The organism is Paenibacillus sp. E222, from assembly GCF_013401555.1.
Classification (GTDB): domain Bacteria; phylum Bacillota; class Bacilli; order Paenibacillales; family Paenibacillaceae; genus Paenibacillus.
This window is the reverse complement of record NZ_CP058552.1, coordinates 3,464,693-3,490,950: the sequence shown is the minus strand read 5'-3', so window position 1 is coordinate 3,490,950 and position 26,258 is coordinate 3,464,693. Positions and strand designations below refer to the sequence as shown.

32 protein-coding genes and 3 tRNA genes are annotated in these 26,258 nt (G+C 46.4%); 7 read left to right on the top strand and 28 right to left on the bottom strand.

The window, feature by feature from the left end; all coding sequences use genetic code 11:
• Positions 1 to 8: 8 nt before the first annotated feature.
• The 5 genes from HW560_RS15610 to HW560_RS15590 all read right to left on the bottom strand — a co-directional run bounded on the left by HW560_RS15610 (position 9) and on the right by HW560_RS15590 (position 3,275).
• A complete protein-coding gene (locus HW560_RS15610) occupies positions 9 to 866 on the bottom strand; it encodes a Cas9 inhibitor AcrIIA9 family protein (protein ID WP_179263799.1) in 858 nt (285 codons plus the stop codon).
• Positions 866 to 2,023 (bottom strand): hypothetical protein, encoded by a 1,158-nt coding sequence (locus tag HW560_RS15605; protein ID WP_179263798.1) that lies wholly within the window; start codon positions 2,021 to 2,023, stop codon positions 866 to 868. Before HW560_RS15605 ends, HW560_RS15610 begins: the two co-directional genes overlap by 1 nt.
• 23 nt (positions 2,024 to 2,046) lie before the next feature.
• The gene (locus HW560_RS15600) at positions 2,047 to 2,430 is read right to left on the bottom strand and encodes a hypothetical protein (protein ID WP_179263796.1); all 384 of its coding nucleotides are present in this window, start codon (positions 2,428 to 2,430) and stop codon (positions 2,047 to 2,049) included.
• On the bottom strand, positions 2,423 to 2,872 hold the full coding sequence (locus HW560_RS15595) for a hypothetical protein (RefSeq protein WP_179263794.1): 450 nt from the start codon (positions 2,870 to 2,872) through the stop codon (positions 2,423 to 2,425). Before HW560_RS15595 ends, HW560_RS15600 begins: the two co-directional genes overlap by 8 nt.
• A 94-nt stretch (positions 2,873 to 2,966) precedes the next feature.
• Positions 2,967 to 3,275, bottom strand: a complete 309-nt coding sequence (locus HW560_RS15590; protein ID WP_179263792.1) for a hypothetical protein — start codon at positions 3,273 to 3,275, stop codon at positions 2,967 to 2,969.
• Positions 3,276 to 3,484: 209 nt separating this feature from the next.
• On the opposite strand from HW560_RS15590, the gene HW560_RS34425 reads away from it, so the two are divergent.
• Complete coding sequence (locus HW560_RS34425) at positions 3,485 to 3,670, top strand: helix-turn-helix domain-containing protein (RefSeq protein WP_373565000.1); 186 nt, start codon at positions 3,485 to 3,487, stop codon at positions 3,668 to 3,670.
• Between the two features lie 61 nt (positions 3,671 to 3,731).
• Here HW560_RS34425 and HW560_RS15580 read toward each other — a convergent pair whose 3' ends face one another.
• The 3 genes from HW560_RS15580 to HW560_RS15570 form a co-directional block, all read right to left on the bottom strand.
• The gene (locus HW560_RS15580) at positions 3,732 to 3,869 is read right to left on the bottom strand and encodes a hypothetical protein (RefSeq protein WP_179263788.1); all 138 of its coding nucleotides are present in this window, start codon (positions 3,867 to 3,869) and stop codon (positions 3,732 to 3,734) included.
• A gap of 226 nt (positions 3,870 to 4,095) precedes the next feature.
• Complete coding sequence (locus HW560_RS15575; RefSeq protein ID WP_257031940.1) at positions 4,096 to 4,416, bottom strand: helix-turn-helix domain-containing protein; 321 nt, start codon at positions 4,414 to 4,416, stop codon at positions 4,096 to 4,098.
• 35 nt (positions 4,417 to 4,451) lie between these two features.
• Entirely contained in the window at positions 4,452 to 4,658 is a 207-nt protein-coding gene (locus tag HW560_RS15570; RefSeq protein WP_179263786.1) for a helix-turn-helix domain-containing protein, read from the bottom strand.
• A 190-nt stretch (positions 4,659 to 4,848) separates the two neighbouring features.
• On the opposite strand from HW560_RS15570, the gene HW560_RS15565 reads away from it, so the two are divergent.
• From HW560_RS15565 to HW560_RS15555, 3 genes are all read left to right on the top strand, one after another.
• Entirely contained in the window at positions 4,849 to 5,262 is a 414-nt protein-coding gene (locus HW560_RS15565) for a helix-turn-helix domain-containing protein (protein ID WP_179263784.1), read from the top strand.
• A 9-nt stretch (positions 5,263 to 5,271) separates the two neighbouring features.
• Positions 5,272 to 5,682, top strand: a complete 411-nt coding sequence (locus tag HW560_RS15560; protein WP_179263782.1) for an ImmA/IrrE family metallo-endopeptidase — start codon at positions 5,272 to 5,274, stop codon at positions 5,680 to 5,682.
• Between the two features lie 74 nt (positions 5,683 to 5,756).
• Positions 5,757 to 7,037 carry a site-specific integrase gene (locus HW560_RS15555; protein ID WP_179263780.1) on the top strand — a complete coding sequence of 427 codons (1,281 nt, stop codon included), beginning with the start codon at positions 5,757 to 5,759 and terminating at the stop codon, positions 7,035 to 7,037.
• Between the two features lie 76 nt (positions 7,038 to 7,113).
• Here HW560_RS15555 and HW560_RS15550 read toward each other — a convergent pair.
• Together HW560_RS15550 and HW560_RS15545 are read right to left on the bottom strand one after the other, a co-directional pair.
• Positions 7,114 to 7,199, bottom strand: a tRNA-Leu gene (locus HW560_RS15550).
• 239 nt (positions 7,200 to 7,438) lie between these two features.
• Positions 7,439 to 7,888, bottom strand: a complete 450-nt coding sequence (locus HW560_RS15545; RefSeq protein ID WP_090901387.1) for a general stress protein — start codon at positions 7,886 to 7,888, stop codon at positions 7,439 to 7,441.
• 207 nt (positions 7,889 to 8,095) lie between these two features.
• Here HW560_RS15545 and HW560_RS15540 point away from each other — a divergent pair, with 207 nt between their 5' ends.
• Complete coding sequence (locus tag HW560_RS15540; protein ID WP_099858489.1) at positions 8,096 to 8,332, top strand: hypothetical protein; 237 nt, start codon at positions 8,096 to 8,098, stop codon at positions 8,330 to 8,332.
• A gap of 178 nt (positions 8,333 to 8,510) precedes the next feature.
• Here the strand turns inward: HW560_RS15540 and HW560_RS15535 are convergent, their stop codons facing one another.
• Positions 8,511 to 8,993 carry a NucA/NucB deoxyribonuclease domain-containing protein gene (locus HW560_RS15535; RefSeq protein ID WP_244192757.1) on the bottom strand — a complete coding sequence of 161 codons (483 nt, stop codon included), beginning with the start codon at positions 8,991 to 8,993 and terminating at the stop codon, positions 8,511 to 8,513.
• A 107-nt stretch (positions 8,994 to 9,100) separates the two neighbouring features.
• Complete coding sequence (locus tag HW560_RS15530; protein ID WP_179263777.1) at positions 9,101 to 10,249, bottom strand: sensor histidine kinase; 1,149 nt, start codon at positions 10,247 to 10,249, stop codon at positions 9,101 to 9,103.
• Between the two features lie 298 nt (positions 10,250 to 10,547).
• Here HW560_RS15530 and HW560_RS15525 point away from each other — a divergent pair, with 298 nt between their 5' ends.
• Together HW560_RS15525 and HW560_RS15520 are read left to right on the top strand one after the other, a co-directional pair.
• Positions 10,548 to 10,736 (top strand): DUF6199 family natural product biosynthesis protein, encoded by a 189-nt coding sequence (locus HW560_RS15525; protein ID WP_090901397.1) that lies wholly within the window; start codon positions 10,548 to 10,550, stop codon positions 10,734 to 10,736.
• 145 nt (positions 10,737 to 10,881) lie between these two features.
• Positions 10,882 to 12,075, top strand: a complete 1,194-nt coding sequence (locus HW560_RS15520) for an MFS transporter (RefSeq protein ID WP_179263775.1) — start codon at positions 10,882 to 10,884, stop codon at positions 12,073 to 12,075.
• Positions 12,076 to 12,156: 81 nt separating this feature from the next.
• On the opposite strand, the gene HW560_RS15515 is transcribed toward HW560_RS15520, so the two are convergent.
• The 16 genes from HW560_RS15515 to pyrF form a co-directional block, all read right to left on the bottom strand.
• On the bottom strand, positions 12,157 to 12,486 hold the full coding sequence (locus HW560_RS15515; RefSeq protein ID WP_179263773.1) for a DUF1904 family protein: 330 nt from the start codon (positions 12,484 to 12,486) through the stop codon (positions 12,157 to 12,159).
• 171 nt (positions 12,487 to 12,657) lie between these two features.
• The gene (locus HW560_RS33860; RefSeq protein WP_256222178.1) at positions 12,658 to 12,780 is read right to left on the bottom strand and encodes a hypothetical protein; all 123 of its coding nucleotides are present in this window, start codon (positions 12,778 to 12,780) and stop codon (positions 12,658 to 12,660) included.
• 117 nt (positions 12,781 to 12,897) lie between these two features.
• A complete protein-coding gene (locus HW560_RS15510) occupies positions 12,898 to 13,572 on the bottom strand; it encodes a carbon-nitrogen hydrolase family protein (RefSeq protein ID WP_256222179.1) in 675 nt (224 codons plus the stop codon).
• A 171-nt stretch (positions 13,573 to 13,743) separates the two neighbouring features.
• Positions 13,744 to 13,914 carry a hypothetical protein gene (locus tag HW560_RS15505; protein WP_177185770.1) on the bottom strand — a complete coding sequence of 57 codons (171 nt, stop codon included), beginning with the start codon at positions 13,912 to 13,914 and terminating at the stop codon, positions 13,744 to 13,746.
• A gap of 83 nt (positions 13,915 to 13,997) precedes the next feature.
• Positions 13,998 to 15,554 (bottom strand): tetratricopeptide repeat protein, encoded by a 1,557-nt coding sequence (locus HW560_RS15500; RefSeq protein WP_179263771.1) that lies wholly within the window; start codon positions 15,552 to 15,554, stop codon positions 13,998 to 14,000.
• A 205-nt stretch (positions 15,555 to 15,759) separates the two neighbouring features.
• The gene (locus HW560_RS15495; protein ID WP_090901409.1) at positions 15,760 to 16,182 is read right to left on the bottom strand and encodes a hypothetical protein; all 423 of its coding nucleotides are present in this window, start codon (positions 16,180 to 16,182) and stop codon (positions 15,760 to 15,762) included.
• A gap of 225 nt (positions 16,183 to 16,407) precedes the next feature.
• A complete protein-coding gene (locus HW560_RS15490) occupies positions 16,408 to 16,605 on the bottom strand; it encodes a hypothetical protein (protein WP_090901412.1) in 198 nt (65 codons plus the stop codon).
• A gap of 86 nt (positions 16,606 to 16,691) precedes the next feature.
• Positions 16,692 to 16,765 (bottom strand) — tRNA-Ile (locus HW560_RS15485).
• A gap of 56 nt (positions 16,766 to 16,821) precedes the next feature.
• Positions 16,822 to 16,895: transfer RNA gene (locus HW560_RS15480), tRNA-Met, on the bottom strand.
• Between the two features lie 369 nt (positions 16,896 to 17,264).
• Positions 17,265 to 18,719, bottom strand: coding sequence for an ABC transporter substrate-binding protein (locus HW560_RS15475; protein ID WP_090901415.1), 1,455 nt, complete (start codon positions 18,717 to 18,719; stop codon positions 17,265 to 17,267).
• 21 nt (positions 18,720 to 18,740) lie between these two features.
• The gene (locus HW560_RS15470) at positions 18,741 to 19,604 is read right to left on the bottom strand and encodes an ABC transporter ATP-binding protein (protein ID WP_063567873.1); all 864 of its coding nucleotides are present in this window, start codon (positions 19,602 to 19,604) and stop codon (positions 18,741 to 18,743) included.
• Between the two features lie 2 nt (positions 19,605 to 19,606).
• Positions 19,607 to 22,516, bottom strand: coding sequence for an ABC transporter permease (locus tag HW560_RS15465; protein WP_179263769.1), 2,910 nt, complete (start codon positions 22,514 to 22,516; stop codon positions 19,607 to 19,609).
• The gene (locus HW560_RS15460; protein ID WP_090998248.1) at positions 22,516 to 23,637 is read right to left on the bottom strand and encodes an efflux RND transporter periplasmic adaptor subunit; all 1,122 of its coding nucleotides are present in this window, start codon (positions 23,635 to 23,637) and stop codon (positions 22,516 to 22,518) included. The genes HW560_RS15465 and HW560_RS15460 overlap by 1 nt, the downstream gene beginning before the upstream one ends.
• The gene (locus tag HW560_RS15455) at positions 23,600 to 24,538 is read right to left on the bottom strand and encodes an ABC transporter ATP-binding protein (RefSeq protein WP_257031938.1); all 939 of its coding nucleotides are present in this window, start codon (positions 24,536 to 24,538) and stop codon (positions 23,600 to 23,602) included. Before HW560_RS15455 ends, HW560_RS15460 begins: the two co-directional genes overlap by 38 nt.
• 271 nt (positions 24,539 to 24,809) lie before the next feature.
• Positions 24,810 to 25,451 (bottom strand): orotate phosphoribosyltransferase, encoded by a 642-nt coding sequence (pyrE, locus tag HW560_RS15450; RefSeq protein ID WP_090901429.1) that lies wholly within the window; start codon positions 25,449 to 25,451, stop codon positions 24,810 to 24,812.
• Positions 25,448 to 26,188 carry an orotidine-5'-phosphate decarboxylase gene (gene pyrF, locus HW560_RS15445; protein ID WP_090901433.1) on the bottom strand — a complete coding sequence of 247 codons (741 nt, stop codon included), beginning with the start codon at positions 26,186 to 26,188 and terminating at the stop codon, positions 25,448 to 25,450. The genes pyrE and pyrF overlap by 4 nt, the downstream gene beginning before the upstream one ends.
• Positions 26,189 to 26,258: the final 70 nt, after the last annotated feature.

Genomic DNA, 26,258 nt, shown 5'->3' with positions numbered 1-26,258 from the left:
ATCACTCCTCACAAAAGTTCGTCAAGCGACACATCAAATTTACGATCAGGTTGTTTCGCTGCCGGTTCTTGTTTCTCGACCACGACTTCACCCTCTATGCTGAAATACTTCAGTACAACCGCGTAACCTTCTTCGTCCGTCAGCATAGCCATGCCGCCAACTGCCTTTTTCTTGGCTTCTGCCTGCATTGCAAACAAACTTTTGGCAATTGTTTTATCAGCAGCTATCACCTGTTCAGCGGAATCAGGGTTCGTCTGGATGTGTTTAATCAGGAAATCTCCAATCAACTTGATATAGGCGTTCGTCCCGGTTCCATCCATTTCAGCTTTCAACTTTGCAATTGCTTGCTCCACGTTCGTATCCCCTCTCAATTCGTAATTAACTTGGATCCGTTGCGATATAGTCAACTGCTCCGCACCCAATCCGCAGTACGGGCATGTGTGATGTGAATTAATAAATTTGGTCATGTCCTGGCCGCAGCTCAGACAGATCAGCACAGCCCCCGGCTTGATCACCCGCCGCAACCCATAACCGGCGTATGTCTGCCGCACCTCTATGGATCTCTTTTCAAGGGGGGTTATCTTGTCCAAGTCCAATTCCTCCATGGCCCTTGAAAACAAGGGAACATATCGGTACTGATCCTTGGCCTTGCCGTTGTAGATATACCCCGCAGGCTCTTCAAAATCCGGAACAGGCGAACCCAGTGCCGCGCAACGGCTATACGGTAGCAGAATGTCACCGATTGGCCGGGGCAAATTCCAGCGTCCGCCCATAACCCATTCACCGTTGATCTCTTCCTCTTTCGGAACAAATACGGGAATGCCGCAATTTGCAACCTCCTGACGGTTCAACCATCGGTGATTCATCAGCGTTCACCCGCCTTTGCCGCCTGATTTGCCTCCGCAGCTCGCATCAGTGCCTCAAACTCTTCATCACTTGGTCCAGAATTAGGGTTTGTATCACTTTGAACGATAGGAATCGGTGTTTTTCCGCTTTTGCCGCCCGCGCCGCCGGAACCCTTTCCGCCTTTTGCCTTATCCGAACGCATCTCCAAAACCAAAGTACCGAACTTTTCCCTGAATTTACTGCCAGATAGGACATTTTTCCGCCAAAACACGCTTTTCGGTAGCCAGTCCATCACATCACGAATGAGATTCTTGTCTTCCTGGCCGTCAACTTCGACCAACAGCCGGAAATCATCCGCCCATGTCTGCATGTTCGAGCGTTTCGTCAAGTGCAAAACACCTTCTGCTTCCGCGAATCCATCAATTTTTTCTTTCAGATAGTTCGCCATTTTCAGAAACGTGCTGTCTTCTTCGTACACCCGTTTTTCCTTTTTTTTGGAACCTTTTTTCGGGGTTTTGCCAGTTTGCGAATCCGGCGCTGCCGAGCTGTTGTCGGACTGTTCGGGTTTCGGGTTTTGATCTTGATCTTGGTTTGGCTCTTTTTCTTGATCTGGGGGTATATCTTTATCTTTTATATCTTTCTTAATCTCTATCTCTTTCTCTATCTCTGCACCGGATTTCTGTTGGATGTCCGTTGGACTTCCGTCGGACTTCTTTTGGACAGGAGGCGAAGAAGCTTTTGCTTTTTTTTCCTCTTCGCGCTTGTCAGCCTTCCGCGCAGCGTCTTTTTCACGGTTCTGAATAAGCTTCCCGCCTATCTCCATCCAGTTAACAATCCCGCGTCCCTCCTCGGTTTCCTCAATATACCCGGCGTAGAATAGAGCAGATACAAGGTCACTTGGATCGCCTTTAAAATGCATTGCATCGGCAATGTCTTCAGCTTCAATTTCGCTGATGTTACCATCTGGTGCCCAGTCAACGGCCCACCACCAAAACATGTGTAATGACCCCACCGCAGTCGGTCTATCCATACCTGTACGGCGGCAAAACTTGCCTGTTTTGGGGTCTCTGTCTGTCGCTACGTAGCTTTTTATCCATAACATTTTTAATTTTCCACCGCCTTCAATCCGACATGGGCAGGACATCCGCACACTGTCCAGTGGATGTCCGTTGGACATCTTGCGGACATCCTATGCATGTCCTACTTCCAAAATTGCTTGCCGTCTCCGACTGTGTAATAAATGTAAAGCTCTGCCTGCTTGTCCACTTTCCACGCCCGACCATCGGCGGTTTCATCCACCCAGTTATGGCAAGTTCCCGTGGCCGTTTTCGGACCACATAGGACGACGATGTTCCACGGTGAACGTCCCGTACCGTACTGGCTTGCATTAATCATGTGCGCACGTTCAAAACGGTAACGCGGTACACTGCAACCACAACGCTCACATTTCGTGTATCCCGCCTCACTGGAACGTCTGTATACTTCCTTATCCACTTTGACCGTAATGGCCGTGTGTTGGCCCTGAGTGGGCTTACGGCGCTTAAATTTTGGTTTAGGCGCAGGGTTATATCCGAACTCAGCCATGTACTCCGCCTCCTGTTATATGCATTTCAATCCGCACCCGTAGGCGCAGCTCATAAATCTTTTCCTTCACCGAATTAAGCTCGTTCTTCCAATAAGCCTTTTGTTCCAGCGCATCAGCTTCGATCATTCGAAGATCAGCAGTAGCACGTGCAGCAGCTACTTCCTTCTCACCGCGTTTGGCTGTCGCTCTTGCCTCAGCATCAACGTTGTCACGCAATACGTGTATCTTGGCGTAATCTCCATCCTTCTGAGCCGAAACACGACCCATAATCATGTGGGCATCAGTAAGCAGACGGATTTTCTCTACCATTCCGCCAGGAGAGTATTCGTCGTACTGATCAGCTTCCTCGCGGAGACGCTTAATCTGCCTAACGTACTCGCCCATTTGATCCGCACTGGTACGTGACGTATTCAGTTCACGGAGATAATCGTTTATATCCACCGCTTACCTCCTTGTGTTGTTATTTGAAATTTGATATGATTGCCGTAGAATTTTTCCAAAGTGTTTAACCAATGACTACGCGGTCCAGGCGTGGTCATTTTTCATTTATAAGAGCTTTGTACTCCTTAAGATGTCGATCATTGCAATAAGTCAACTTGCCAACTTGAACATAACTTTCTCCATACTCGATCCGCCGGAAGCATAAAGGACAATTCCCAATATGACGTTTCGGCTTTTGCTTTTTCTCTTTTATAGGTGGCTCGCCTTCAGTACGCTGAAGCTCTACTTCTATTTCCTTCCGCACTACTTGAAGTTCCTTAATCCGATAAAAGTCTGTTTCGTCGAGGATTTTCCTACAGATTTCGTTATGCCGCTTACGTAATTCCCGCCGCTGATTATTCACCTCTGCACCTCCTTGTCAAAGTTCTATTTCCCAACTGTTCCAACATACCGTTTCATTAATGTTCCAGTACAATGTTGCTTGTCTATCAACTTCCTAAAATATGCTAAACTGTTAGTGTCCTATCGTCGTCGTATCAAGGCAGAACCCTCCGGGCGAATGGAGCGTGATGTGTCTTCTTCTTTTTCTTCTTTTTCAACTCTGATTTCTCCATACGGTTAGCCGCCGCTATGGAAGATCGCAATTTAGACCATGTAGCCTTAGCCATGATTGCCAACGTATCACCCCACACAGTGAAGCGCTGGTTGAACGGAAAGTTTGAACCCAGACATAAGAATCTTGTACGGTTAACGGACGCACTTGATGTATCCGGGGATTACCTGTTAGGCAGAACCTGATTTAATACTTAGCCCGGGGGGTTCTGTCTTGATACGACTTCAGGGCGACTACTATTTCCCCTTAATCAGATTCTTTATTAAATTCTTCATTGATCAGGTGCTTGATAGATTCATCGAACCAACTCGATGTTTCCGGATCGGCAGCTTGCATCTGCTGCAGGAAACTGATGCGCCGTTGCAACTGTTGATGATTCGGCAACTCTCTCCCCCTCCTCTATTCCAAGATCAAACTTGAGATCGGATATTTCTTTGTCCAACCAGCAGTTGCCTGCATCCATCGCGAACCCACTTTCGCGGAACTGCATCAGGCTTTCTAGGTGGACCCATGCAAACCAATTGATCGTTTCCATTCATTGGACCCCTTTCTTCAGTTCATACACGTTCCAACACATCGTTACTGGCACAATACATCGTTTCTTATGCTGCTATTGGACTCTTTCTTCTTTTCTGAAGTAATTAGCCGCCCTCTGCTCAGCTCTCCAAGTTTCCAAATCAGCAAGACGGAATTTTATTGAGGGTCTTCTTGAACCGGTTGCCCCGTAACGTTCATGGGGTATTCTTCCTTCCTGGCACATACGATAAATCAGTTTTTCGGAAACACCTATGTGCTTTGCTGCTTCGATTACGTCAAGCGTTTTGTCTATTAGCCCAGAAAACTCTGCTTTGAGCCTTTTCTCAGCTATGGCCACTTGCTCATTCACGATAGACCTGATAGCATCTTCAAGAGCGCCTAGCATTTTATCCATAAGAACTCTCCTTTCCAAGTGTGCTATAATGCACTTTAGATATGACCTCTTACCAAATCATCAACGGTACATCCCAGGGCATTAGACAGTTTTACTAATGTCTCCGCGTATGGTCCTTGTTTTTTCTTTCCAATGTTGTAAAGGGCCGACACGGCAACTCCGCTTTCTTTGGATAGGCGGTAGATTGTCCATTCCTTCTTATCAATCATCCTTTTAATATTTGCTTCGATTTCCAACCCCATGTGATCACCTCCTGAACACATACTATAACTCTATGGTGTTATATACAATCGGCGTTATAACCCGAAAGAGTTACAAAATCCGACATTCTCTCCCGTTTACTTTGAATCGCTTGACTTATCTCCCTTTTCTGTTTTATTATAACTTCATAGAGTTATAACACATTAGAGTCATATATAGGAGGCATTTTAGGTGGATTTAGCAGAAAAGATATTAGAACTAATGGATGAACAAGGTATCACTAAATACCGACTCTCTAAAGAAACTGGTGTCTCCTATACAGGTCTTACTAAGATTCTTTCCGGACAAACAAAGCACCCTCAAATTGATTCACTTCAAGCAATTGCAAATTTTTTCAGTAAACCACTCGATTACTTTATGGATCAGGAAGAAGAGCAGCCGTCTCCTGATTGGGCTACTCCTAAAGATCTAGCGGACATTAAGAAAATTCTTGAAGAAGATCAACCCGTCTTGTTTGATGGCGTGCCAATCACAGAAGAAAAACGACAAAGAGCCATGGATATCCTTACTGGATTGCTTTGGGAAGCTAAAGAACTAAACAAGAAAACTTATGGTCGCAAGAACAAGCCTAAAGACGAAGAGTAGGTGACTCTGTTGGATGACATCATTCACAAGCTTGTTCGTAGATTCAAAACAAACGATCCTTTTGTAATCGCCAAAGGTCTGAACATATTAGTCCGACATGCTGAGTTTGATCCTGGTACTAGGGGGTTTTACTACAAGCGGTTACGAAGGCGGTTTATTGTTATTCATAATGGCCTGTCTGAGGAGTGGCAACGTGTAGTATGTGCCCACGAGCTTGGACATGATCGACTCCATTCAGGCATGAGCCAATTCTGGATTGATGAGCATACATTTTTCAACCTTGGGAAATATGAACGACAAGCCAATATATTTGCAGTGAAACTTCTAACTCATTCTATTGAGCGCCAATCAGGAGAAACACGAGAGGCTTACTTATTAAGATGCGGCGTACCAAAGCAACTGCATAACTTGGAAATGTAACTTTGCGCTTTCCAGCCGCAAGGCTGTTTACCATACACAAAAACAGAACTGATGTTCGAAACGGAGGGAAAGAAGTGGCAAAAGGAAGTATAGAAAAACGAGGGGAAAACAAGTGGCGACTCACAGTAGACTTGGGGCTAAACAATGATGGCAGCCGTAATCGCCCACGTAAGACTATAACTGTCGAAGACAAGGCACTACTGAAAACAACTAAAAAGCTCAAAGATTATTTAGATGATGAGCTTGCCAAGTTTAAGCAAGAAGTTCTTAGCGGCAGTTACATCGCACCCTCAAAGCTCACATTCAAAGAGTTCTACGAAAACGAATGGAAACCCAAAGACGCCGAACCACGATTAAAGCGGACGACGTTCTTATCACACTGTTCTAAAATTGAGAATCATGTATTACCAGTCATCGGACATTTAAGGATTGATGAGATCACCACAATGAGGCTCGTAACGCTTTTCAATGATTTAAGGAAGCCTGGTGCCCGAATTGACAAACGAGGCGGTAAAGAGACCATTAGTTCTCGCACAATTCAATACATTTATGATGTAACCATGAGCATATTCAAAAGAGCTGTAGAATGGAAAGTCCTAAATGAGAATCCCTTGGACGGTATTCAGCGTCCGCAGGTAAGTAAGGAAGACAAGAAAGCCCGAAAGGACAGGAAGAACTTTTTCGAAGAAGAGGAAGCCACTGAGGTTATTGATACATTGATCAATAGCGATACTCACTGGAAACTTTATTTCCTTGGAGCCATTATTGGAGGTTTCAGGCGTGGTGAATTAATTGCGCTGGATGAGGACGACTGCGACTTTGTAAATAACCGTTTGCGCATCGATGAGAGTATTTCGCATACCCAGAATGGACAGGCAGACATTACAGACACAAAAAACGAAGCGTCCGACGATTATGTAGATATGCCACAATGGTATATGGATCAACTCGCTGTTCATCTCAAAGCCATGCGCAAATTACGTTTTGAGGCAAAGGCACAGGGGAAATGGAAAGGCGGAGATAGGAACTTTGTGTTCCATTCAGGGACAGGAAAACCCTATTACCACACTTCACCATCTCAACAGTGGAAAATATGGTGTGATCGGAACGGATTCCGAAACGTGTCTCTACATGGGCTGCGTCATACGAATGCAACCTATTTGCTAGGTCAGGGAGCATCTATAAAGGAGATCCAACATCGATTGCGACACTCGACATCTCAGGTGACCACAGACACATATGCTCATGTCACCAAGAAGTTAAGTCGAAAAACAACAGCACACCTCGATGTATTCGATCCTAAAGTTCGTCCCCAATCCGTCCCCAAAGAGGAAAAATCCACTCGTTCCCTTTGAATTAGGCATGCTATTTCAAATCCATAAAAAAAAGAAAAATCCCTTATGAGACAAGGGATTTCAGGGTTGTTTATAATGCCGAGGACCGGGATCGAACCGGTACGGTAGTCACCTACCGCAGGATTTTAAGTCCTGTGCGTCTGCCAATTCCGCCACCCCGGCATGGGTATGTATTTCTTGGCGACAAGAAATATCTTACCATGAAATTTATAACTTTGCAATACCTTAAGATAAAATTATCCAAAAAAAAAATAAAACAGGCACTGCCAGCGTTAGCGAGCAGTGCCTAGAAAGTTCGAGTTGCGGTCCCGAACTTTCTTTGAACCATCTATATTAAGGGAGGTGTGAAATAAGAATACCTCCCCAACATTAAAAAAACCTAAAATCAGGCTTAAATTAAACTAAAAAAGAAGAATAGGTGCAATTCGGTCTGCCTCTTCCTCGCTGCATTCCACCACCACCAGGATATGCCCTTGCAGCAGCCAATCTTCATAGTAATTCGCATCTTCTTCGGAGACCCCTGCTTCTGTTAAGGTAAGCACCAGATCATCCGTCTCATTTCCAATCTCGTTGCCTGCGAGCTTGCGTACCGCTTTTCCGATGGACATCGTCTGATCCATCCGTTTGCCCAGACCAGCAAGTACCCCTTTAAGTACGCCTAAAGCGCCATCTGTTCCTGCGCCCTTCAGGGGCATCGGCAAACCAGTCTTCTCGCTTACCAATTCGAGATTGACCTGTTCTTTGGCTACCGCGCCCAAATATTTATCTGCTATGCCTTCCTCTTTTAATTTATTCAGCATGATAATGGCTTCATTCTCTGTGCGTACAAGTCCGATCAGCAATTGTGTCATTATACGTCCCCTCCTTTTACCCTTATATAACCCCTGGTTGCTTCTTCAAAAACGGATCACATGTAATAAGTCCTTTCACCTATGTAAAATATAATTTCTGATCTGGAAATCTATACCTAGTTCTGATAGACTAGATAAAGAAGACAAATTAACCATTGAAATTATTGACATATCGAATTACTATTCCATAACCAGGAGCAATGACATATGAAAAAAGAGGTAGAAATTGCCATTCGGCGCAAACAACAAATTATCGTCCGTAATACAAGTGGGCAAACGGTAACTGGATTTCCGGAACGTACAGCCGATGCTTCCATTCTTTCCTTACGGACAGTTCACGGAAGCCTGTGGATTCCATTCGACGAAGTCGAACAAGTCACTCGTTTGTTAACTATCCGCTCTCATCATTTAAGCGGGATGCAGTTGTGCACGGCTGATCTGTAAACAGGGAACAAGTATTTCATGTATTTATACGTGAATTAGACATCTTTATTTCGCCCTTCATAAAATAAAACCAGACGCATCGACGTCTGGTTTTATTTTTGCCCCATACTTTGTACCACACTCTTTCAAAGCCTCAAGACACTTCTGTATCAAGTGCTTTCTCGTTCATAGCCTGTCGTTATTTCACCACAAACTTTACTCGTGTTCCATCCGGATATGTACTTAGTTGGTTTCCCACCCATGAGCCTGCACCACGATTATCTTTGGGGCTAATATATTGGATATCCGCACCCGCTCCGCCTTCCGCACACATCGCCATTGGCCATTCATCCCGATCTTTCCCCTTTTTGACCGGAACACCTTTGAGTGACAAATCCCGATTACCCTCAGCTCCACTGCGATCAATGGTGCATACATCCGAATGCCCTGCCTTGATGGCCGTCTTGATATGATTGGCCGTCTCGGGATAGCGCTCTGCCGGGAATGTGATGGTATGATCTACGTTCCCTTTGCTTCCCCCGAATTGGGACGGTATATCCAGAGACCACTCTCCTCCAACCCATGCATAGAGAGCTACCATTAACATGGCCACCAGCGTCAATATCTGCTTTTTAAATCGTTGCTTGCCCTTGCTCTTTCTGCTTCTGCGTCTTTTACTCATGCTGTTTCTCCCCCATTCAACACTTGAATTATACCAGAACGCCAGTTCGCTAAACAATATAAAAAAACATAAAAAAACAGCCGACATGCTCGGCTGTTCTGTATAGACTACCCCACGTTAGGAATCGCCTGTTGTCGAAGTAAAGGCAAGGTAACCTCAAACTTCGTTCCTTTCCCCTCGATACTCTCCACCGAAATTTGACCATTCATCAATTCGAGCAGCTCTTTACAGATGCTGAGTCCAAGTCCGCTGCCGCCAAATTTGCGTGCGTGGGAGACGTCCGTCTGCGTGAATGCTTCAAACAATTGATTAATTTTATTATCCGGAATGCCGATTCCCGTATCATGAACAGTGAATACAAGGATAACGATATCCCCTCGCTGCTCCTCAACATCTATCTGTAATTGCACTTCACCTTGTTCCGTAAATTTAATGGCGTTACTGAGCAGGTTATCCAGCACTTGTCGGAGACGCAGAGGATCACCCGTGAGTACATCAGGAATAGCCAGATCCGCATGACAGAGCAAGCGAATTCGTTTATTCTGCGCCGCGGGTTCATGCGTTTTAATAATCTGTTGAATCAGCTTCAACGGCTGAAATTCGATTTGCTCCACTTTCATTTTCCCTCTGCCGAGCTTGGCCATATCAAGACTATTGTTGATAATGTTCAGAAGAGCCTCCCCTGACTGGCGCGCAAGCTCCAGATACTCTTTCTGCTCCTCACTGTTATCCCCCATGCCGACAAGTTCGATCATGCCCATAATCCCGTTCAGCGGCGTGCGAAGTTCATGGTTCAGCTTCCCAATGAACTCCAGCTGTCCCCTACTGTTCATTTCCGTCATCGAAGCTGCCATCCGCAACTGCTGCTCGGCATATTTCCGCTCCGAAATATCGTATTGAATCCCTACAAAAAACAGACATTCCCCTGAATCATCGAAAATAGGATCAATATTCAGTTCATTCCAGAACTTCTGTCCACGCTTCGTATAGTTCAGAATCTCCGTCTTGATCGACTGCTTTTTCTTCAACGCTTCGCGAATTTTCTGTACGGTTTCCGGGTCCGTATCGGGCCCTTGCAGGAAACGACAATTCTGTCCAATTGACTCGTCCGCACTGTATCCAGTCAATTGGGTAAAATATTCATTTACATACATTAGCGGGAAATCAGGCAAAGTAGCATCGACTACGGTCACGGAAGATTTAATCTTAGAGATAATAAATTCCCATTGTATAGCGAGTTGATTGTATTTAGTCATGCTTCCTCCTTCATTTCACCAAACTTTATTGTATTCACGCTCCTGATGAAGCTATCGATAAACCAATGGTATGTGATTATATAAAAAACAATATAATTAATTGTAACATAGTTATTCAAGTCATGTGTTCCTTGGGTAATATCTGATAAATACATTCAAAATACTTATCAAGTCATCAGGAGGTCACTCATGAAATTTTTATTAATCGTTATTATTATTATTTTGCTTGTTTTCTTTTTCACAAGACGTAAACGTTAATTTTGAGCCGGTCATGTAAAATGAGGAAGGAAGATCGGGTATGAGAACCCTCTTTTTTATATTCATGACACTTTGTATCATCAATCTGTGCTTCCCGAAATTTGGCTGGTACTTGCGTTATGGCTGGATTTCCCGGGGAGAGGCTGAGCCCAGCAGACCTTATATGGCGATGACCAGAATGACCAGTCTGTTGATGCTGCTTATCGCTTTTTCGCTCGTTGTGGCTTGAATAATAGAAACCAGAAAGACAGCTGTTCCTTGGGACAGCTGCTTTTTTTGCTGCTTCAATGACGGGAAAATGACAACTTTGTTTGTGGTGCGTTTGCAACGATACCCGTAATATATAATTATCGTTGTGGAAAGGACACCTTAGCATGAACATCGCATTTTATCCATATTGGGCTGCAAAAACGCTGCTTTCTCTCATTAATGTTATATATATCATGGTTATTACGACGTTTATTTACGGTCAGACCGGGTCTGTCCTTTACGCTGCGCTGTTTCCATTCATTCAAATGTCAGCGCGTATAGTCGCAGGCTTTACTGCACCATTACTTGTGAACCGTTTCGCATTCTCCAGGCTGATTGTTAGTATTCCTTTAGCCAAAACATTGATGATTACCGGAATTGCCATCGCATTTACCGATCTAACTGCTCACATTCCTCTTCTGCTTGTGGGAATAGCGATCCTCTCGTTCCTGGACGGATGGGAATCTCCATTAATAAACACATTAACTCCACGATTGGTTCAAGGAGAAGATCTGGTGAAGGCGAATAGTTTTCTCTCATTCTCTACTCAGACCGTGACGATCATTGGATATGCGATGACAGGATTCATCGTTATGCACTGGGGGGCTTCACAAACATTCTGGGCGGCTACAAGCTTAACCTGGGCTGTCCTGCTTCTAATGATTACGATCAGCTCACTTACCCGCGAAAAGGAGGAACAAGTCGAGAAATCCACTTCCAGATGGGATGTACTAAGGGAAGGTTGGCTTATCCTGTGGAAAAATCGGTCGTTACGCCTGATAACGTTCATGGATCTGGTTGAGGGTCTTGCTGGCTCCATCTGGATCGGCGCTATCACACTTGCTTTTGTAAAAAAAGCTTTGGGCCAAGAAGAAGGTTGGTGGGGACTTATCAACTCCAGCTATTCTGCCGGCACTATTCTTGGGGGAATTCTGGCCATCGCCCTGGCCTCACGTATACAGAAGCACCTGATTTCCAGTATGGAGATAGGCTCTCTGGTTTTCAGCTTGCTGACCATCGCTTACGGTTTAAACAGCCTTCCTTGGCTTGCTCTGGTATTATGTGTGCTTATGGGTCCCGCTTATCAGATCCGCGATGTTGCTCAGCAAACCGCTTTTCAGAGCAGTGTGCCCGTCGAATCCCTGTCCAAGGTATACGTAGCGCATGGGATTGTTCTTTCCACTGCAATGAGCATATCTACGATAATCTTCGGTCTGGTTGCTGATCAAATGGGGGTTCGGCTGGTGTATTTGATTGGCGGTGCCTTATTCATTGTATCCTCCTTGTGCTCTTTCCGGTTAAATCGGATCAAAAAGTAAAATGATTGCATCAAAAAAAGACGAGCACACATCTGCTCGTCTCCGCTGCTTCCGACCAATATCGGAGCAGCCCTTTTATTCTCAATCCAATCGGTAATCTGTCAACGGCTTGCCTTGTTTATAATACAGCGCTGGTGACAGTATATTGAAGAAAATATGCACATCAGGCAAATCCGCTTCTTCCAAAATAGCCTGCATTGAGGAAGCAATCCGATTATGAATCTCCTGATCACGTTGGAACATCAGAATCTCTACTGAAGCCGGAGAAGGAGTAAGGGCTTGTACGTCATGACGCTCTGCCTTCATTCTCTCCCGCGGAATTTTGGTAATCAAAGCAAATTGCTCCGTGATACGGGGTACAACTTCCTCCAGTTGGGGCCCTGTGAATCCTTTAAAACGAATAAACGGCATTGCTATCCCTTCAATCTCTATTAATAGTCTCTTATGTGATTTTAAGCACATTGTTTTCGGTTGTCAAATCTCTTTCATCATATCATTTTTTTCATAGAGACGCAGAAAAGCCCCGCTGAAGTCTCAACGGAGCATACACGAAACCAGGGCCTCAACTTGTTCTATTGTGGCTTACACCCAGAAAGATTTAGTGATGATTACGAGCAGGATGAAGAGTACGAGAATTGCGCTTGTGGAAGTCCATCCGCCAAATCCACCAACACTGCCGCCACAACCGTATCCAACTTCACTCATTTGATTGGCCTCCTTTGAATTTCAAGGTATGCCATAATATATGTCGATTCGAACATGAGTGACCGGGCTATACGGCAAGCTAACCGGCCCAATCATTATGTTATTCTGTCAGTTGAATTATGCTGAAGGAATGACTTGAATGTTCACATCATTTCCTGATACTTCACGATAAAAGTCTGCTGTATTTCGCTTATCCAGGACAATCAAACGAGTACGCGTATCGTTTCTGGACACCAAAACTACTTGACCATCCGGGGCAATACAATAGGCGATTGGAATTGAAATTTCACTGTCACGATATGAACCGTCCGCATGGCTGGTCCCCATTACAATGCATTGATGTTGTATCGCTATCTGCCGTGCTTCTTCAACCCATTCTGTATACTGCTCTTCACTGAACATCCCCACACCAATGGAATGCATAACGATATCCACACTGCCAATATTCTCGTTGCGAAAACCTTGCAGCACCAACTCATCACATAACAAGGTGCTTATGACCCAGTCCTGTTCCTTAACGATCTCAGCAGGGGTATACTTCGCTTTCTCCAGCACAATCTTCCCAGCCTTGTTAATGATAATTGAACGATCCTTGGGACGTTCATCCAACCTGCGATGACCTGATACAATCATCGTTCCATATGCAGCAGCCAGACGACTGGCCTCTTCCACGTTCTGATTCAGATAACCTTCAGGAAAGAGCAATATATCCGCTTCAGGATGTTGCTTCAATTCAGCTTCGAGCTGCAGCAATTGTTGTTCCAACCTGGGTTGTCCAATAATAATCTTCAACGTTTATCCCCCATTCATGAATAAAAGCCGGTTCATACCTGTATCAGGTACGAAACCGGCTTAAAGGTTGTAGAGGCAGGCTTCCTGCTCATCACACTTCACTTCAAGAGTAATTCTCTTTGGCATATCGCTCCGTCCAACAATTACTTTTACAGTTTAAATGATATGTAGTTAGGAGTTTCTATGTTCAATTCTATCATAAATCTCCTGCCCATCATAACCTCGATCTGTAGCTATATCTTTCGCAAAAAGTACCAAATTACCAGTCGCAGCTGAATTTGCACCTAACGCCCCCACAACCGCTGCAAGTGGATAAAGCAAAATGGTCAGAACCTTTTTCATGTACTCATCTCCTCTTCCGTATACAGGAAATTTTTGTGTGGTCATCCTAATAATACGATGATAAGGGAAGTAAGTTTCAATCTTTATAGACATTCGAAGCTTTTCAGCAAATCCATTGCCTCTTCATGATCAGGTTCCAAAGCCAGTACTTTCCGCGTGTAAGCCAGTGTTTCTTCTTCCAGTTCAAGTTCATAACAGCACACAGCCAAATCGTACAGCACCGCTGAATTCTGTTTTTTCGAATCAGCACCTAACGACAGCTCCAGAAACCGCTTGGCATCCTCATACATATACATCCCATATAACAACTGACCTGCAAGAAACGCTACATCTCCTAGCCGCTCCATTACATAATATGAAGACCACATGATGTGGATTCCAGACTGAATATCAAGCATTTCCTCATCGCTTGCATCCGGTAGCAGGTTCGAAATTCGGTTGGCACTATGAATCAAAAACTCAGCATCATATCCGCCGAGACGCCAGAACGGTAAAATCTGCTTCAGTTCCATCCGCTCTACCTGATGATCCATCCATTCCTTCATACTGAAGAAGTCATCGGGTCCGAAACGTTCAACAAATCGGTGATACGCCAGCCGTGTGTTCACGTACCCTAACGGTTCGTCCACCATCAACATACATCCCACGTTTAGATCCTTATAATGATGTGTTGTAAAACGAGTGTGGGCTCCTTGCTGTTCCATTACATATTGAATGGCATGATAGTTCGCCGTTAAAGAAAAACTTCCATGGAGTACGAATTCAGGCGGCTCGGCAAACTTCCAATTGTCCAGTCGATGGTCCCCTTTGTCCGCAGTAATCAACACATACCCTGAATCTGATAACCTGTTCAATCGTTCGAGGCAGGACAAACCGATTGCCGGGAACAGAATGTGCGAATCCTCCAACTCTTCCTTGTACAATGCGATAAGTTCCTGATACGGATAGTTCTCCGCACTGTACTCAGGTGCACGGCGGTATTCATAACTCAGTGTCATGTTTTCCAGTAACTCAGCTGGTTCGGAATGAATAGAATGCTCTGGAGATTGGACGAGTACGTCACACTCATATACCTCACCCTCACCGACATAAATTAATTCCTGTGGAATGCTGTCAAAAAAGTAATTGGCAATCAACAGCAAGGGTTGTTTCAGATCGCCTGGTCGAATAACTGTACCCGCCACCACCAGATTCAACTCGGTATCCTGTATCGCGTCAAAACGTGCAAAATCCAGTATTCCTTGCTCAATAAAGGATTGCATGGACGGATGCTCTCTCCAGCCCAACACATTATCTTCGACCAGATCGGTCATTACATATCGAAAAGCAGGCAGCTCCACGCCTGCAAAATCTTTCAACTCTATCAGTTTGAGCAGAATTTGGTGCGCCAAGCGGCCTACACCCGCCCCAAGCTCGAGAATGGTCACCATCTCGGCCGTCTTTCCTTTGCTGGCGAGATCTTGTAGAAAACCAAAAATCATCTCAGCATACGCCATTGCAATCATAGGGTTACTTGTAATATATTGCGGAACCTGATTGTCTGTCCAAGCGTGCAGCCCTTTCTGTTCATAATATGCCCGCTGCCAGTCCCATACCGGAGCTTCACTGAAGCGGAATCGTTGTCCTTCATTTTGCATCATTGGTTGAAAACCTGCTTTCCATTCATAATTTCATCGACCGTTCCCTTAATCTCTAACGCATTATATCATAAACGATGCCTGATCCATTGAAGTGCTAAACCACACTCTTGTGAAATAAAAAAAACCTGCCTTCATCAAGGCAGGCATTGCTCATTAATACATTTACGATCCATCTATAACGAACAGTTGGCAAGGGCGCTCAACGTTAGTCCGAATATACCGCTCCATCAAAGTTCTCAGGACCTACACGGATCGTACCCAGCAAGTTAGAGCTGATAAATGCAGTGTACGTCAACTGAGGTGTTATTGGTGGATTGAAATCATCCGCAGAGAACGTAATGACCTGAGGAGCCAGAACACTCAAGCTGAATGTGGACGTAGCAGAATAGATGACAGGGTCCGTTGCCAAGGTTCCTCTGACAATTGTTATCGTTACACCTACGAGGGCTAATGGAAGCTGCACTGAAACAGTTCCTTTGAATTGTACCCGTGGGTTTGCACCAGCACCGGCTGTTTGCAGACCAATCTGACCAAACAGTTGAGGTGTATTGATTACGAGGATTGGGATCGCAATAGAGTTAGCCAAACTCGCATTCTGCGAGGTTCTAGCATCGAGAAATTGACTCATGGAATCTACCTCCTTCTGTCGGGGATAGGATAGTATATGTGAGATTTGAGATATGGCCTGGACAGACACTGATGTTTAGAAAAAAGGGCATATGAAAAAGACACTGCCCGTATTGTTAAGGCAGCGCCTCTTTCGTTTAGCTTTCAAATTTTGCAAAATTAGCTGTTTCATTCTGATTGAAATATACAATCTTCAACTTTGAATTATTTTTCTTTTTAGAATTTCTTAATCGAAGTTATGATCGTTTTTCTCCATTTTCTCTTTTAATAATCGAACCTCTTGCTTCAAACCTGAGATTTCCCCCCTTAAACCAGATCTTTTTATGGCCATCGAAAACACAGCATATAAAATCAGACCTACCAGACCAATGAAAATAAATATAGTTAAAATCCCTGCAAAACCAACAGCACTAGCACCATTCATAATTTTAAGTTGTCATCCTTCCTTCTCTATCTCCATCCTACATGAAGACAGAAAAAAACCCTTGCTACGCAAGGGTTTTGAGAGAATGGGCCCTACAGGACTCGAACCTGTGACCAATCGGTTATGAGCCGACCGCTCTAACCAACTGAGCTAAGGGCCCTGAACAAAAATGTATAACGTTCAGATGATGGCTGTGAATCATCCAGTAAAACTAAATTGCGGGGGCAGGATTTGAACCTGCGGCCTTCGGGTTATGAGCCCGACGAGCTACCGGGCTGCTCCACCCCGCGTCAGTAAGAAATATTAAAACAGCGACTTAATTAATATACACCATTCCAACTATATAAGTCAAGGGGTAATGTTAGGGAATAAAACGTACGCCATATCGCCCCTTTTTTGAACGATATACTTCCACTTCAGCTGGCTCGTTATGGCCGTAAATCCACCCATCCTGCTCCATCCGTTTTGCAAGACACCCTGCCTGAAATTTAGTTGCATACAATTTGCTGAAATATACCCAGTGCATTCCACTCGTCCTTTCTTGAAGTCATCATTTATCCCTGCTTTTGTAGAATACCCCAATTTCATAAAAATAGCCGCCGAAGATATAAATCTCCAGCGGCTGCTTCTAAATGATTTGATCACAAAATCATCTAACCTTATTGGAACGTGGCTTTAGGATTCTTTTTCAACTTCTCCAACATCTCGTTCCCTTTGGCTGCCCATTCACCAAGCGCTTCTTTTGGTGTTTTTTTGTTCTCAAGAACTTGATTGAAGTATTCCATACCCTTATCACTTACTTGCCACAGGTTCGGCATTTTTTGATACATCTTATCCAAGTTCGTATTGGTTGGAGGTATAGGTTTCAGTGTATAGAACGCCTGGATGTTGTAATCCAAACCATCCTTCGGTTTAATGAAGCTCTTACGGGAAACCATCTCATAACTGCTGCGAGCTTTGATTTTCGCCCAGTCTTCACTGTTCATATACTTGATCAATTCCCATGCATCATCAGGGTTCTGAGCTGAACTATTAATGGCCATGAGGTTACTCAGATAAATATTGCCTCCAATTTCAGGAGCCTCCGGATGAACTGGAGGAGTGACAACATCCCAGTCTACCTTCGTAAAGTCTTTCATTTTATCCGCATTTTTATTGGCATCAATCAATTGATTAATGTAACTGTAATCTCCAATCACCATGGCTGTTTTGCTACTCAGGAACAGATCACCCTGAAGCGGATTATAACGTCCACTCTCATCCTGATTATCCTGCGGTTCGTCTCCTTTAGGGATGACTTTATCTAAGGCGAGTTTGCTTATCGTGCTCCATACTTTCTCCCACTGAGGAGAATCTACAGTCATTTTCTCCGCTTTGTCATCAAAAATTTTCAGCTGCAAAGAGTTATAATACTGCGACATCGTATAGTATGGAGAACCGCCTTGATAGGTACTGAAAGAGAAACCAAATACATGGTCTTTTCCTTCACCTTTGGTAAGGCGTGTACCCAAGTTGAAAATATCATCCCAAGTCATGTTATCCGTTGGAGGCTCCACGCCTGCTTTTTCAAACATACCCTTGTTATAGAACAAAGCTGAAGAGGAGAACGTTGGCGTCAAAGCGTAGATGCTCTGATCTCCCAAATCCTTGATTCCTTCGAGAACACTCGGCACAATATCCGATGTGTCAAACTTGTCTTCCTGCATCAGTGGGTCCAGTTGTTTCACCATGTTTTCCTGAATTAACGACTTGACTGTCGCCGTATCCGCCACGATGACGTCTACCGGATTATCCCCTGTCATTATCTTCTTCAAGCTCTCCATCGTATCCGGAACGTCCTTCTGCTCTTCCTGGTTACCATACCCATACATGCTGCCCTGATCTACCGCAGGTACAACTTCAATCGTTATATTTGGATGTGTCAATTCAAAAGCATCGGTAAACTGCTGACGGAAATAGCTGTCATCCTGGCCCCCCCACAACGTCGCTACACGCAATACACGCTGCTCGTTATCCTTGGACTCACTCGCTGTACAACCCGCAATCAGCGGCAATGCCAGACTGGCTGTAGCCAACACGGCCAACACCCGTTTTCCCCAAAACCTGTTCTTCATCTCCCAATTCCCCCTCTAAAATTATCTTGGCGGTGTAATGACAATACGTTCACCGTCAAATTCCAATGTCGCACGATTATCGATGGACAGCGCCTCCAGATACTCCTTGGGCACCTGAAGCCGTCCCGCCCGGTCAATAATGACAAAAGCTTCATGAATATCCGGGGCTCCTGCCTCCGACAAGCCATGCTCGTCATCCAGATTCGGATTACGCTTCACAAACTCGGTGCTGGTCAAGCCGTCCCGAATCGCAACGATCCGGTCCACTTTGCCAGCAAGGGTTAAGTCATGGGTAACAATTACAATCGTGACCCCGAGCTCCTTGTTCATTTTGCGAAAAATACCCATGATGGTATCACATGTCTCCGAATCCACCGATCCTGTCGGCTCATCGGCAAGCAGCAGCTTGGGGCGATTCGATAGCGAGATGGCAATCGCCACCCGCTGCTGCTCCCCACCGGACAATTGATGCAGCTTGTTGTGCATCCGATCCTTCAGTCCAACCCACTCCAGCAGCTGCATGGCATAGGCACGATCTCGCTTGCCTCCCAAAATCATGGGCGTTTCCACATTTTCCAGTGCTGTGAGATATGGTAGCAAGTTACGGCCGTTATTTTGCCATATGAACCCTACGGTATGACGTTTGTACTCGACCAATTGGGCGTCTGTCATTTTCAGCAAATCCCAATCCCCGACAACGGCTGTACCGGCTGTTGGACGATCAAGTCCACCCAGAATGTTGAGCAATGTGGATTTACCACTCCCACTGTTGCCGATAATGGCCATCATTTCACCTTGATTGACAGTCAGATTGAGACCTTGAAGGGCAACGACTTCCACATCGCTGGATTTAAAAATTTTGACAAGTCCTTCGCATTGGATCACGTTTACCTCTCCTCTCCCATTTTGACTGCCTGGTGAACCCGCAGCCTGCGGATTTGCCACAGCAGCATCGTTGCTCCAATGATCAGCATGACCACGGTCACACCATACAGTTGCAGCATATCTTTCTCTTCAAATACAATTCGGAACGGAGGTACCTGTGCGGACACATTATCTGTCGTTTGCAGGAAGGGCAGGAACAGACGACTGGATACCTGACCAATGCCAATACCCAGAATGATGGATAACCCCGCGGTGAACACCTGCTCCAACAGCAACATACCGCTCAATTGTGCGCGGGATAACCCCATTGCCCGCAGAACACCGAACTGTACTACACGCCCGGATAGATTAAAGAACCAATACAGAATGTATCCGATCAGGGAAATAATCACCGACACAAGGAATCCGAGACTCAGTATGCCGAACACCCCGCCTCTTGACGGATGTTTGCCCTGGGATACCAGCTCTGTACGCACATCGCGTACAGACGATAACTCAATGCCTTCTGCTGCAAGTTTCTCCATCAAAGGAGCGACTTTGGCATCCGGCTCCATCTTCAACCAGACCTCATATGGAATCAGAGGCACCTGATCATAGATGTAATCCAGATTGGCGATGAAAAACGGCATCTGATCCGGGTACTGGGCAGGCCAGTAAGGGATAATGCCAAACACCACAAATTCAATCGCCTGGCCCTGTACACCAATGGAGACGAGGTCTCCGGTTTTGAGCTTGAATTTGTCTGCAAATTTGGAAGAGATCAATACGGCCCCTTCATATTTTCCAAGCAAGTCAAGGTACTTATAAGGATGAGCCGGGAACAGATCGTTGCGGAACCACGCCACTTGGGCAAAATCCACATTGTCGATCCCCACCAGCATTCCCTGTCCGCCTGATTTGCCAGAGACAATAATGTTGCCTTTCGTTTGCAAAACTCTCGCTGCATGTTCGACACCATTCAGGCTGCGGAACACTTCAAAAGGTGGCTCGGAATAGATCATCTTCGTGGGTTGTGAAGTACCACCGCCCCCACCTGAGCCACCTCCACCGCCGTTACCTCCGCCTCCAGCACCACCACTACCGCTTCCTCCACCCTGCTGTCCGCCGCCTGAACCTCCATTTTGTCCGGAACCCGTTGGCTTAACTTCAGGTGTGCCTTCCCATACCGTCTGCATAATAACATCCGAACCATAGCGGTATAACGTGCGCTCGGTCGAGTTCAGATCAATCGTACGAGCCGCTGCCGAGTTATACACACCAAGTCCGAGTGTCAATACAAGCAGGATCATCAAAGGATAATAAGAAGATGATGAACGCGAAAGCTGCGTCAGTGTCAGATACAGTGGAACCGGGAGAAGCTTGCGCCCGATCAGCTGGATGAGCTTCAAAATCCACGGGAACAACCGTAGGAAGAACAGTCCCAGTGCAAAGATGGCGAGTGCCGGTACAAAGAACAGAAACGGCTGTACCTGAAGCTGATCTGTCGTCATTCCGGTCTGGAACGTCAACATTTGCCGTTCATAGAACAGGTAGTATCCATATCCAGCGAGCCCCAGCAGCGCAATATCCAGGAACCAGCGCTGCCATACCGGCGCTCGGTCCGTACGTGCCTGCCTACGCTTGGCCGATACAATCGTCGCACGCGCATAGGTTATTGCCGGAATGAGCGAGGCTATGATGGCCACCAATACGGCGATAAGGCCAAGCAGGATGGCTTCTTTGGATATTCCGATTGGAATGGATTTCCGATCCACGAACGACAGAAATCCGCTCGCTGAACCGATGCTTTTCGCCATAAACCATCCAAGAAACGGTCCGATGACAAGAGCAATCGCTCCCAGGAATATCCCTTCAAGCAGATAAAGAGAGAATATCTGCCTCGCAGAAGCTCCGCGACTGCGCAGAACTGCGATGTCACTTTCCTGCTTTTGTAACGACTGTCTAGCATTCATGGCAATAAAATAAAAGACCATCGCAATCATCGGTGCTGCCAATGTGAACAGCATGGTCTGCAATTGCAGACTCTGACTGCGGAATTGTTTCAGCAGATCCCCGAAGGTGATGTCCACTTTCGTATCCTTCAACCGCTGATACAGATCGATATCCAGCCTTTCCAGCACAGAGGTCAGTCCCGAGAGCTGGCTCGTTTGAATCTCTTTCAGATCAAATGCATAATACCAACGTGAATTCTGAAGAGGGATCCCTTTTTCCTTTAACAAAACATTATTAAATACCGATTCATCCACATATAGTCCGTTCATCATCCCGTCAAATCCCTGTACCCAATACGGGCTGTTAGGGTCATCGGCTTTGAAGGAACCTATAATCTTCACACGCAACGTAATATCGAGACCGCTGTAAATCGGATATTCCAGAACATCTCCGATATGCAGATCGTTACGATACATACCCTCTTCCAGCATGACCGCTTCAATCGTATCGTCCTTGACCTGGTTGCCCGGCTTCACTCCCGCAGAATAATTAACCTGTGCATCCAGGCCTGTCATCGTACCCAGACTCATGCTGCGGACCCGGCTGGCATCCACTTTGGTTGGGTCTTCCGGGTTTACCTCTGTGCTGCGGATGGAACGGGAGTTCACATACGTATGATAAGGAAAACCGATGTCGCGGGGCACATCCTCGCGAATATATCGATCCACCTCTTCCAGACCACGTGTGTCTGTCTTCACACCACCAGGTGCCTGGTAACTCATGAGCAACGAGCCGGCTGGCAGTCCCTCACTGTTATCCTGCAGCGTCTGGGCCACGACCCGCTTCAGCGCACCATCGGCATACATCGGAATACTAACGGTGAACGCTACCGCCACAATCAGTCCGATCAGTGTGCTGAACGTCATCCAGCGAGTGTTCCACATTTTGCGGAACAACAGTCGAAGCAATGGCAGCCCCATTAGCGGCCCACTACTTTCTGTCCAACGGTCAGACCTTTCAGAATCTCCACATCCGTGGATGTTTGCTGCCCGACTTCTACATCCACTTCACGCTTGCTTCCATCACTCTCCACCACTTGCACGTACGTTCTTGAACCGATGGAGCGCAGTGCGGATACAGGAATGACAATCGCGTTCTCTGTACGCTGCGTGACAATCGATACCGTTAGAGGTGTACCGCGTTCAACCCCTTTGGGCATTTTCGCCAGCGAGACGATAACATATTGATCCAGGCTTTCTTTCGCTGGAGGCGTTCCGCCTTCCCCCGAACCTCCGCCGTTACCACTTCCACTTCCACTTCCCGACGCTTGGGCTACAGGCATCACTTTAACTTTGCCAGCCACTTTGCCTGCGCCATTAATATCCACATCTGCCTTCATGCCAGCCGAGAACTTCTCCAGATCTTCCTTGGCAAACGTAGCTGCGACAACCAGATTGGATGTATCTGCTATGGTTGCAATCGGGTCATAAGCTTTGACAGCCGCGCCCTTCTCCACCTGCACAGCAATGATTGTTCCACCGAATGGAGCGGTCAAAGTAGCTTTACCCAATTGATCCTCCAGATCGGCGAGTTCCTGACGAAGCTCTTCAAAGGCAATCGTGGACTCTTCGAACTCCACCGGGTCCATCTCATCCCGTTTACGAAGCGTTTCCTTCATTTGCACTTCCGATTTGCGAATCTGTAGGTTTTTGGCCCGAATTTCCTTCTCAACGCTCTCTACATCCAGAACAGCGAGGAGTTGACCTTTTTTCACTTTATCACCTGGTTTTACATTCAACTCTTTGATATGCATACCGTCCAGCGTAAAATACACCTTTTCTTCCCTCTGGCTCATCATCTTGCCGCTTCCGCTTACTTTCTTCTCCAGCGTCTCCGTCCGAACTTCATATTCCGGCTTCTTGGAGATCGTTGGCGGTGTAATCGGCGGAAGTACTTCTTCCTCTGTCTCAGCCGGCAGCAAAGAGCAGCCGGACATCGTTGCAGCCACTATCGCACTAAGCACAATAAGCGCTGCGCGTTTCCCCCTCTTCGGAGCGGCCCCTTTACTTGATAAATCTGCCGTCCGCCATTTCATAAACATGGTCCGCAACCTCCAAAATCGTAGGATCGTGTGTAGTCATACAGATCGTTACTTGTTCAACTTCAATAATATTGCGAAATACAGCCATAACCTGTGCTCCCATTTTGGAATCGAGTTCAGCTGTCGGCTCATCCGCGAGCAATAATCTCGGTCTGTGGGCTATCGCCTTGGCGATGGCCACCCGCTGCTGCTCTCCCCCGGACATCTCGAATGGACGGTGCTTGACCCGTTTGGTTAGTCCGACCAGATCCAGACAATGACCTACACGGTCCTTCCATTCCGAACGCGGCACGTCCGCCATGCGCAGCGACAGCTCTACATTTTCCCAGGCAGACAACAAGGGCATCAGCGCATACGCCTGAAAAATAAAACCGATTTCTCTGCGCCGCAATGCGGTCCGCCGCCGGTCACCCCAATCCTGAAGAGGCTGACCGGAGAACAGAATGTCTCCACTGGATGGCTGATCCAGCCCGCCCAGCATATTGAGCAGCGTCGTTTTCCCTGAGCCTGACCGCCCTTTTAACATCACCAGCTGCTGCGGGTTCACTTCCATATCGATGCCTTTGAGCACATGAATAATACGGCTACCCGTCTGGAAACTGCGATGAACATTGCGAACCTCCAGCACAGGCCCGTCATATGGAGGCAACAGATCCTTCTTGGAGGGCTTGGACTTCACTTCAGGTTCAGCTGCTGCAACCGCAACTTCCTCCTGGCTTGTTTCACTGGTTATGTCGTGCGGGTCGATGGATGTATTCTGTGGTTCACTTATGTATGCAGATTCCTCCTGCCCGACTGGTTCCTGCTGCTCCGTGTGTCCGACTGCACTGTCCTCGCCTGACTGGCTCTTGGCAGGTCTGATTTTGGAAAATAATTTCTTCATGCCAGCAATCACGATCATCCTTTCTTCATATCCCATTCATTTCATCAAGACACTAAAAATAGAAATCTATTCCATACTACCCTGCATTATAAACGACGGATCACAACTAAAAGTTACAAGCTTTTTACAACGTTCCCGTGAAAAAGTTAATATTTTGATGAACAAACGAAAAAAGCACCCCAACGAGTGGGATGCCTCTTGAATATTCGCTGAATTTGCCTCTATGGCGGCAATCATTACAATTTTGATACCGTTCACAAGCAAACCGTCCAATCCGGTTTGAATGATATTATTTACCAAATGAAGAAGGATCTTCACGCCAGGATTTGAGCAGTTCAAAATCACTCTCCTGGATTGTCCCCTCAGCCAAAGCCACATCCATCAGAGCTGTGTAATTGGACAGGGTTTGCAATGGAATTCCCGCTTCTTCAAAAGCTTTAATGCCTTTGTCCAGCTGATAACTGAAAATCGCCAGTACTGCCAGTGGAGTCGCCCCGGCTACGCGTACTGCTTCAGCGGCTTTGATTGAACTGCCACCTGTTGAGATCAGGTCTTCAATGACAACAACCTTCTGCCCCTCGGTAATCAGACCTTCAATCAGGTTCTCTTTGCCATGTCCTTTGGCTTTATCACGAATGTAAGCCATCGGCAAATTCAGCTTTTGCGCCACCCAGGCAGCATGCGGGATACCTGCGGTTGCAGTACCTGCGATGACCTCTGCATCGGGGTATTGATCACGAATGATCGCTGCAAAAGCTTCAGCAATGTCGTTACGAATCTCAGGATAAGACATCGTTAGACGGTTATCACAATAGATTGGTGATTTGATGCCGGATGTCCAGGTGAATGGCTGCTGCGGACGCAGCGCCACCGCTTTTATTTTCAACAGTTGGGAAGCAATATGGTTAGGAATCTCATTAAGTTCGATCATGCGTTCAACATCTCCTTCAAAATGGTTTCTGCCGCTTCACGCGGATGGGGAGCGCCTGTAATTGGTCTACCTACAACGATGTAATGGCTGCCTCTGGCAATAGCTTCACCCGGCGTCAGGACACGAGTCTGGTCTCCCAGGCCGCTTCCTGCTGGGCGGATGCCGGGTGTGACCGTGTGAAAATCACTGCCACAGGCTGCGCGGATTGCCGGTACTTCCAGCGGGGAAGCAACGACGCCATCGAGACCTGCCTCACGAGCCAGTCCTGCATAACGGACTACTGCTGCCTCAACGCTGCCCTGGATGCCGATCTCGGTATTCATCGTTTCCTGACTTGTACTGGTCAGCTGGGTAACCGCAATAATCTCAGGTCTGCGAAGAGAAGGATCAGCAGCCAGAGCCGCCTCTGCACCTTCACGGGCGGCACGCATCATGCTTGTACCTCCAGCTGCATGCACATTAAACATGTCCACACCCAATCGGGTGATGCTTTCAGCACCCCCACGGACCGTGTTTGGAATATCATGCATTTTCACATCAAGGAATACCGAGTATCCCTTCGATTTCAGCTCGCGAATGAAGTCCGGGCCAGCGGCGTAAAAGAGCTGCATGCCCACCTTCAGATAACATGGAATGCCTTCTAAGGCTTGTACCAATTTCTGTGCTTGCTCTGCTCCGGGATAATCGAGTGCCACCATCAGACGGCCAGCCATTTCGTTGAAATTCGGGTGATTCATATTCCAGCGCTCCTTCCAAAAGCTTGATTTTTCCGTTTTTGCCCGATATAAAGGACATCCCGCCAGCCCG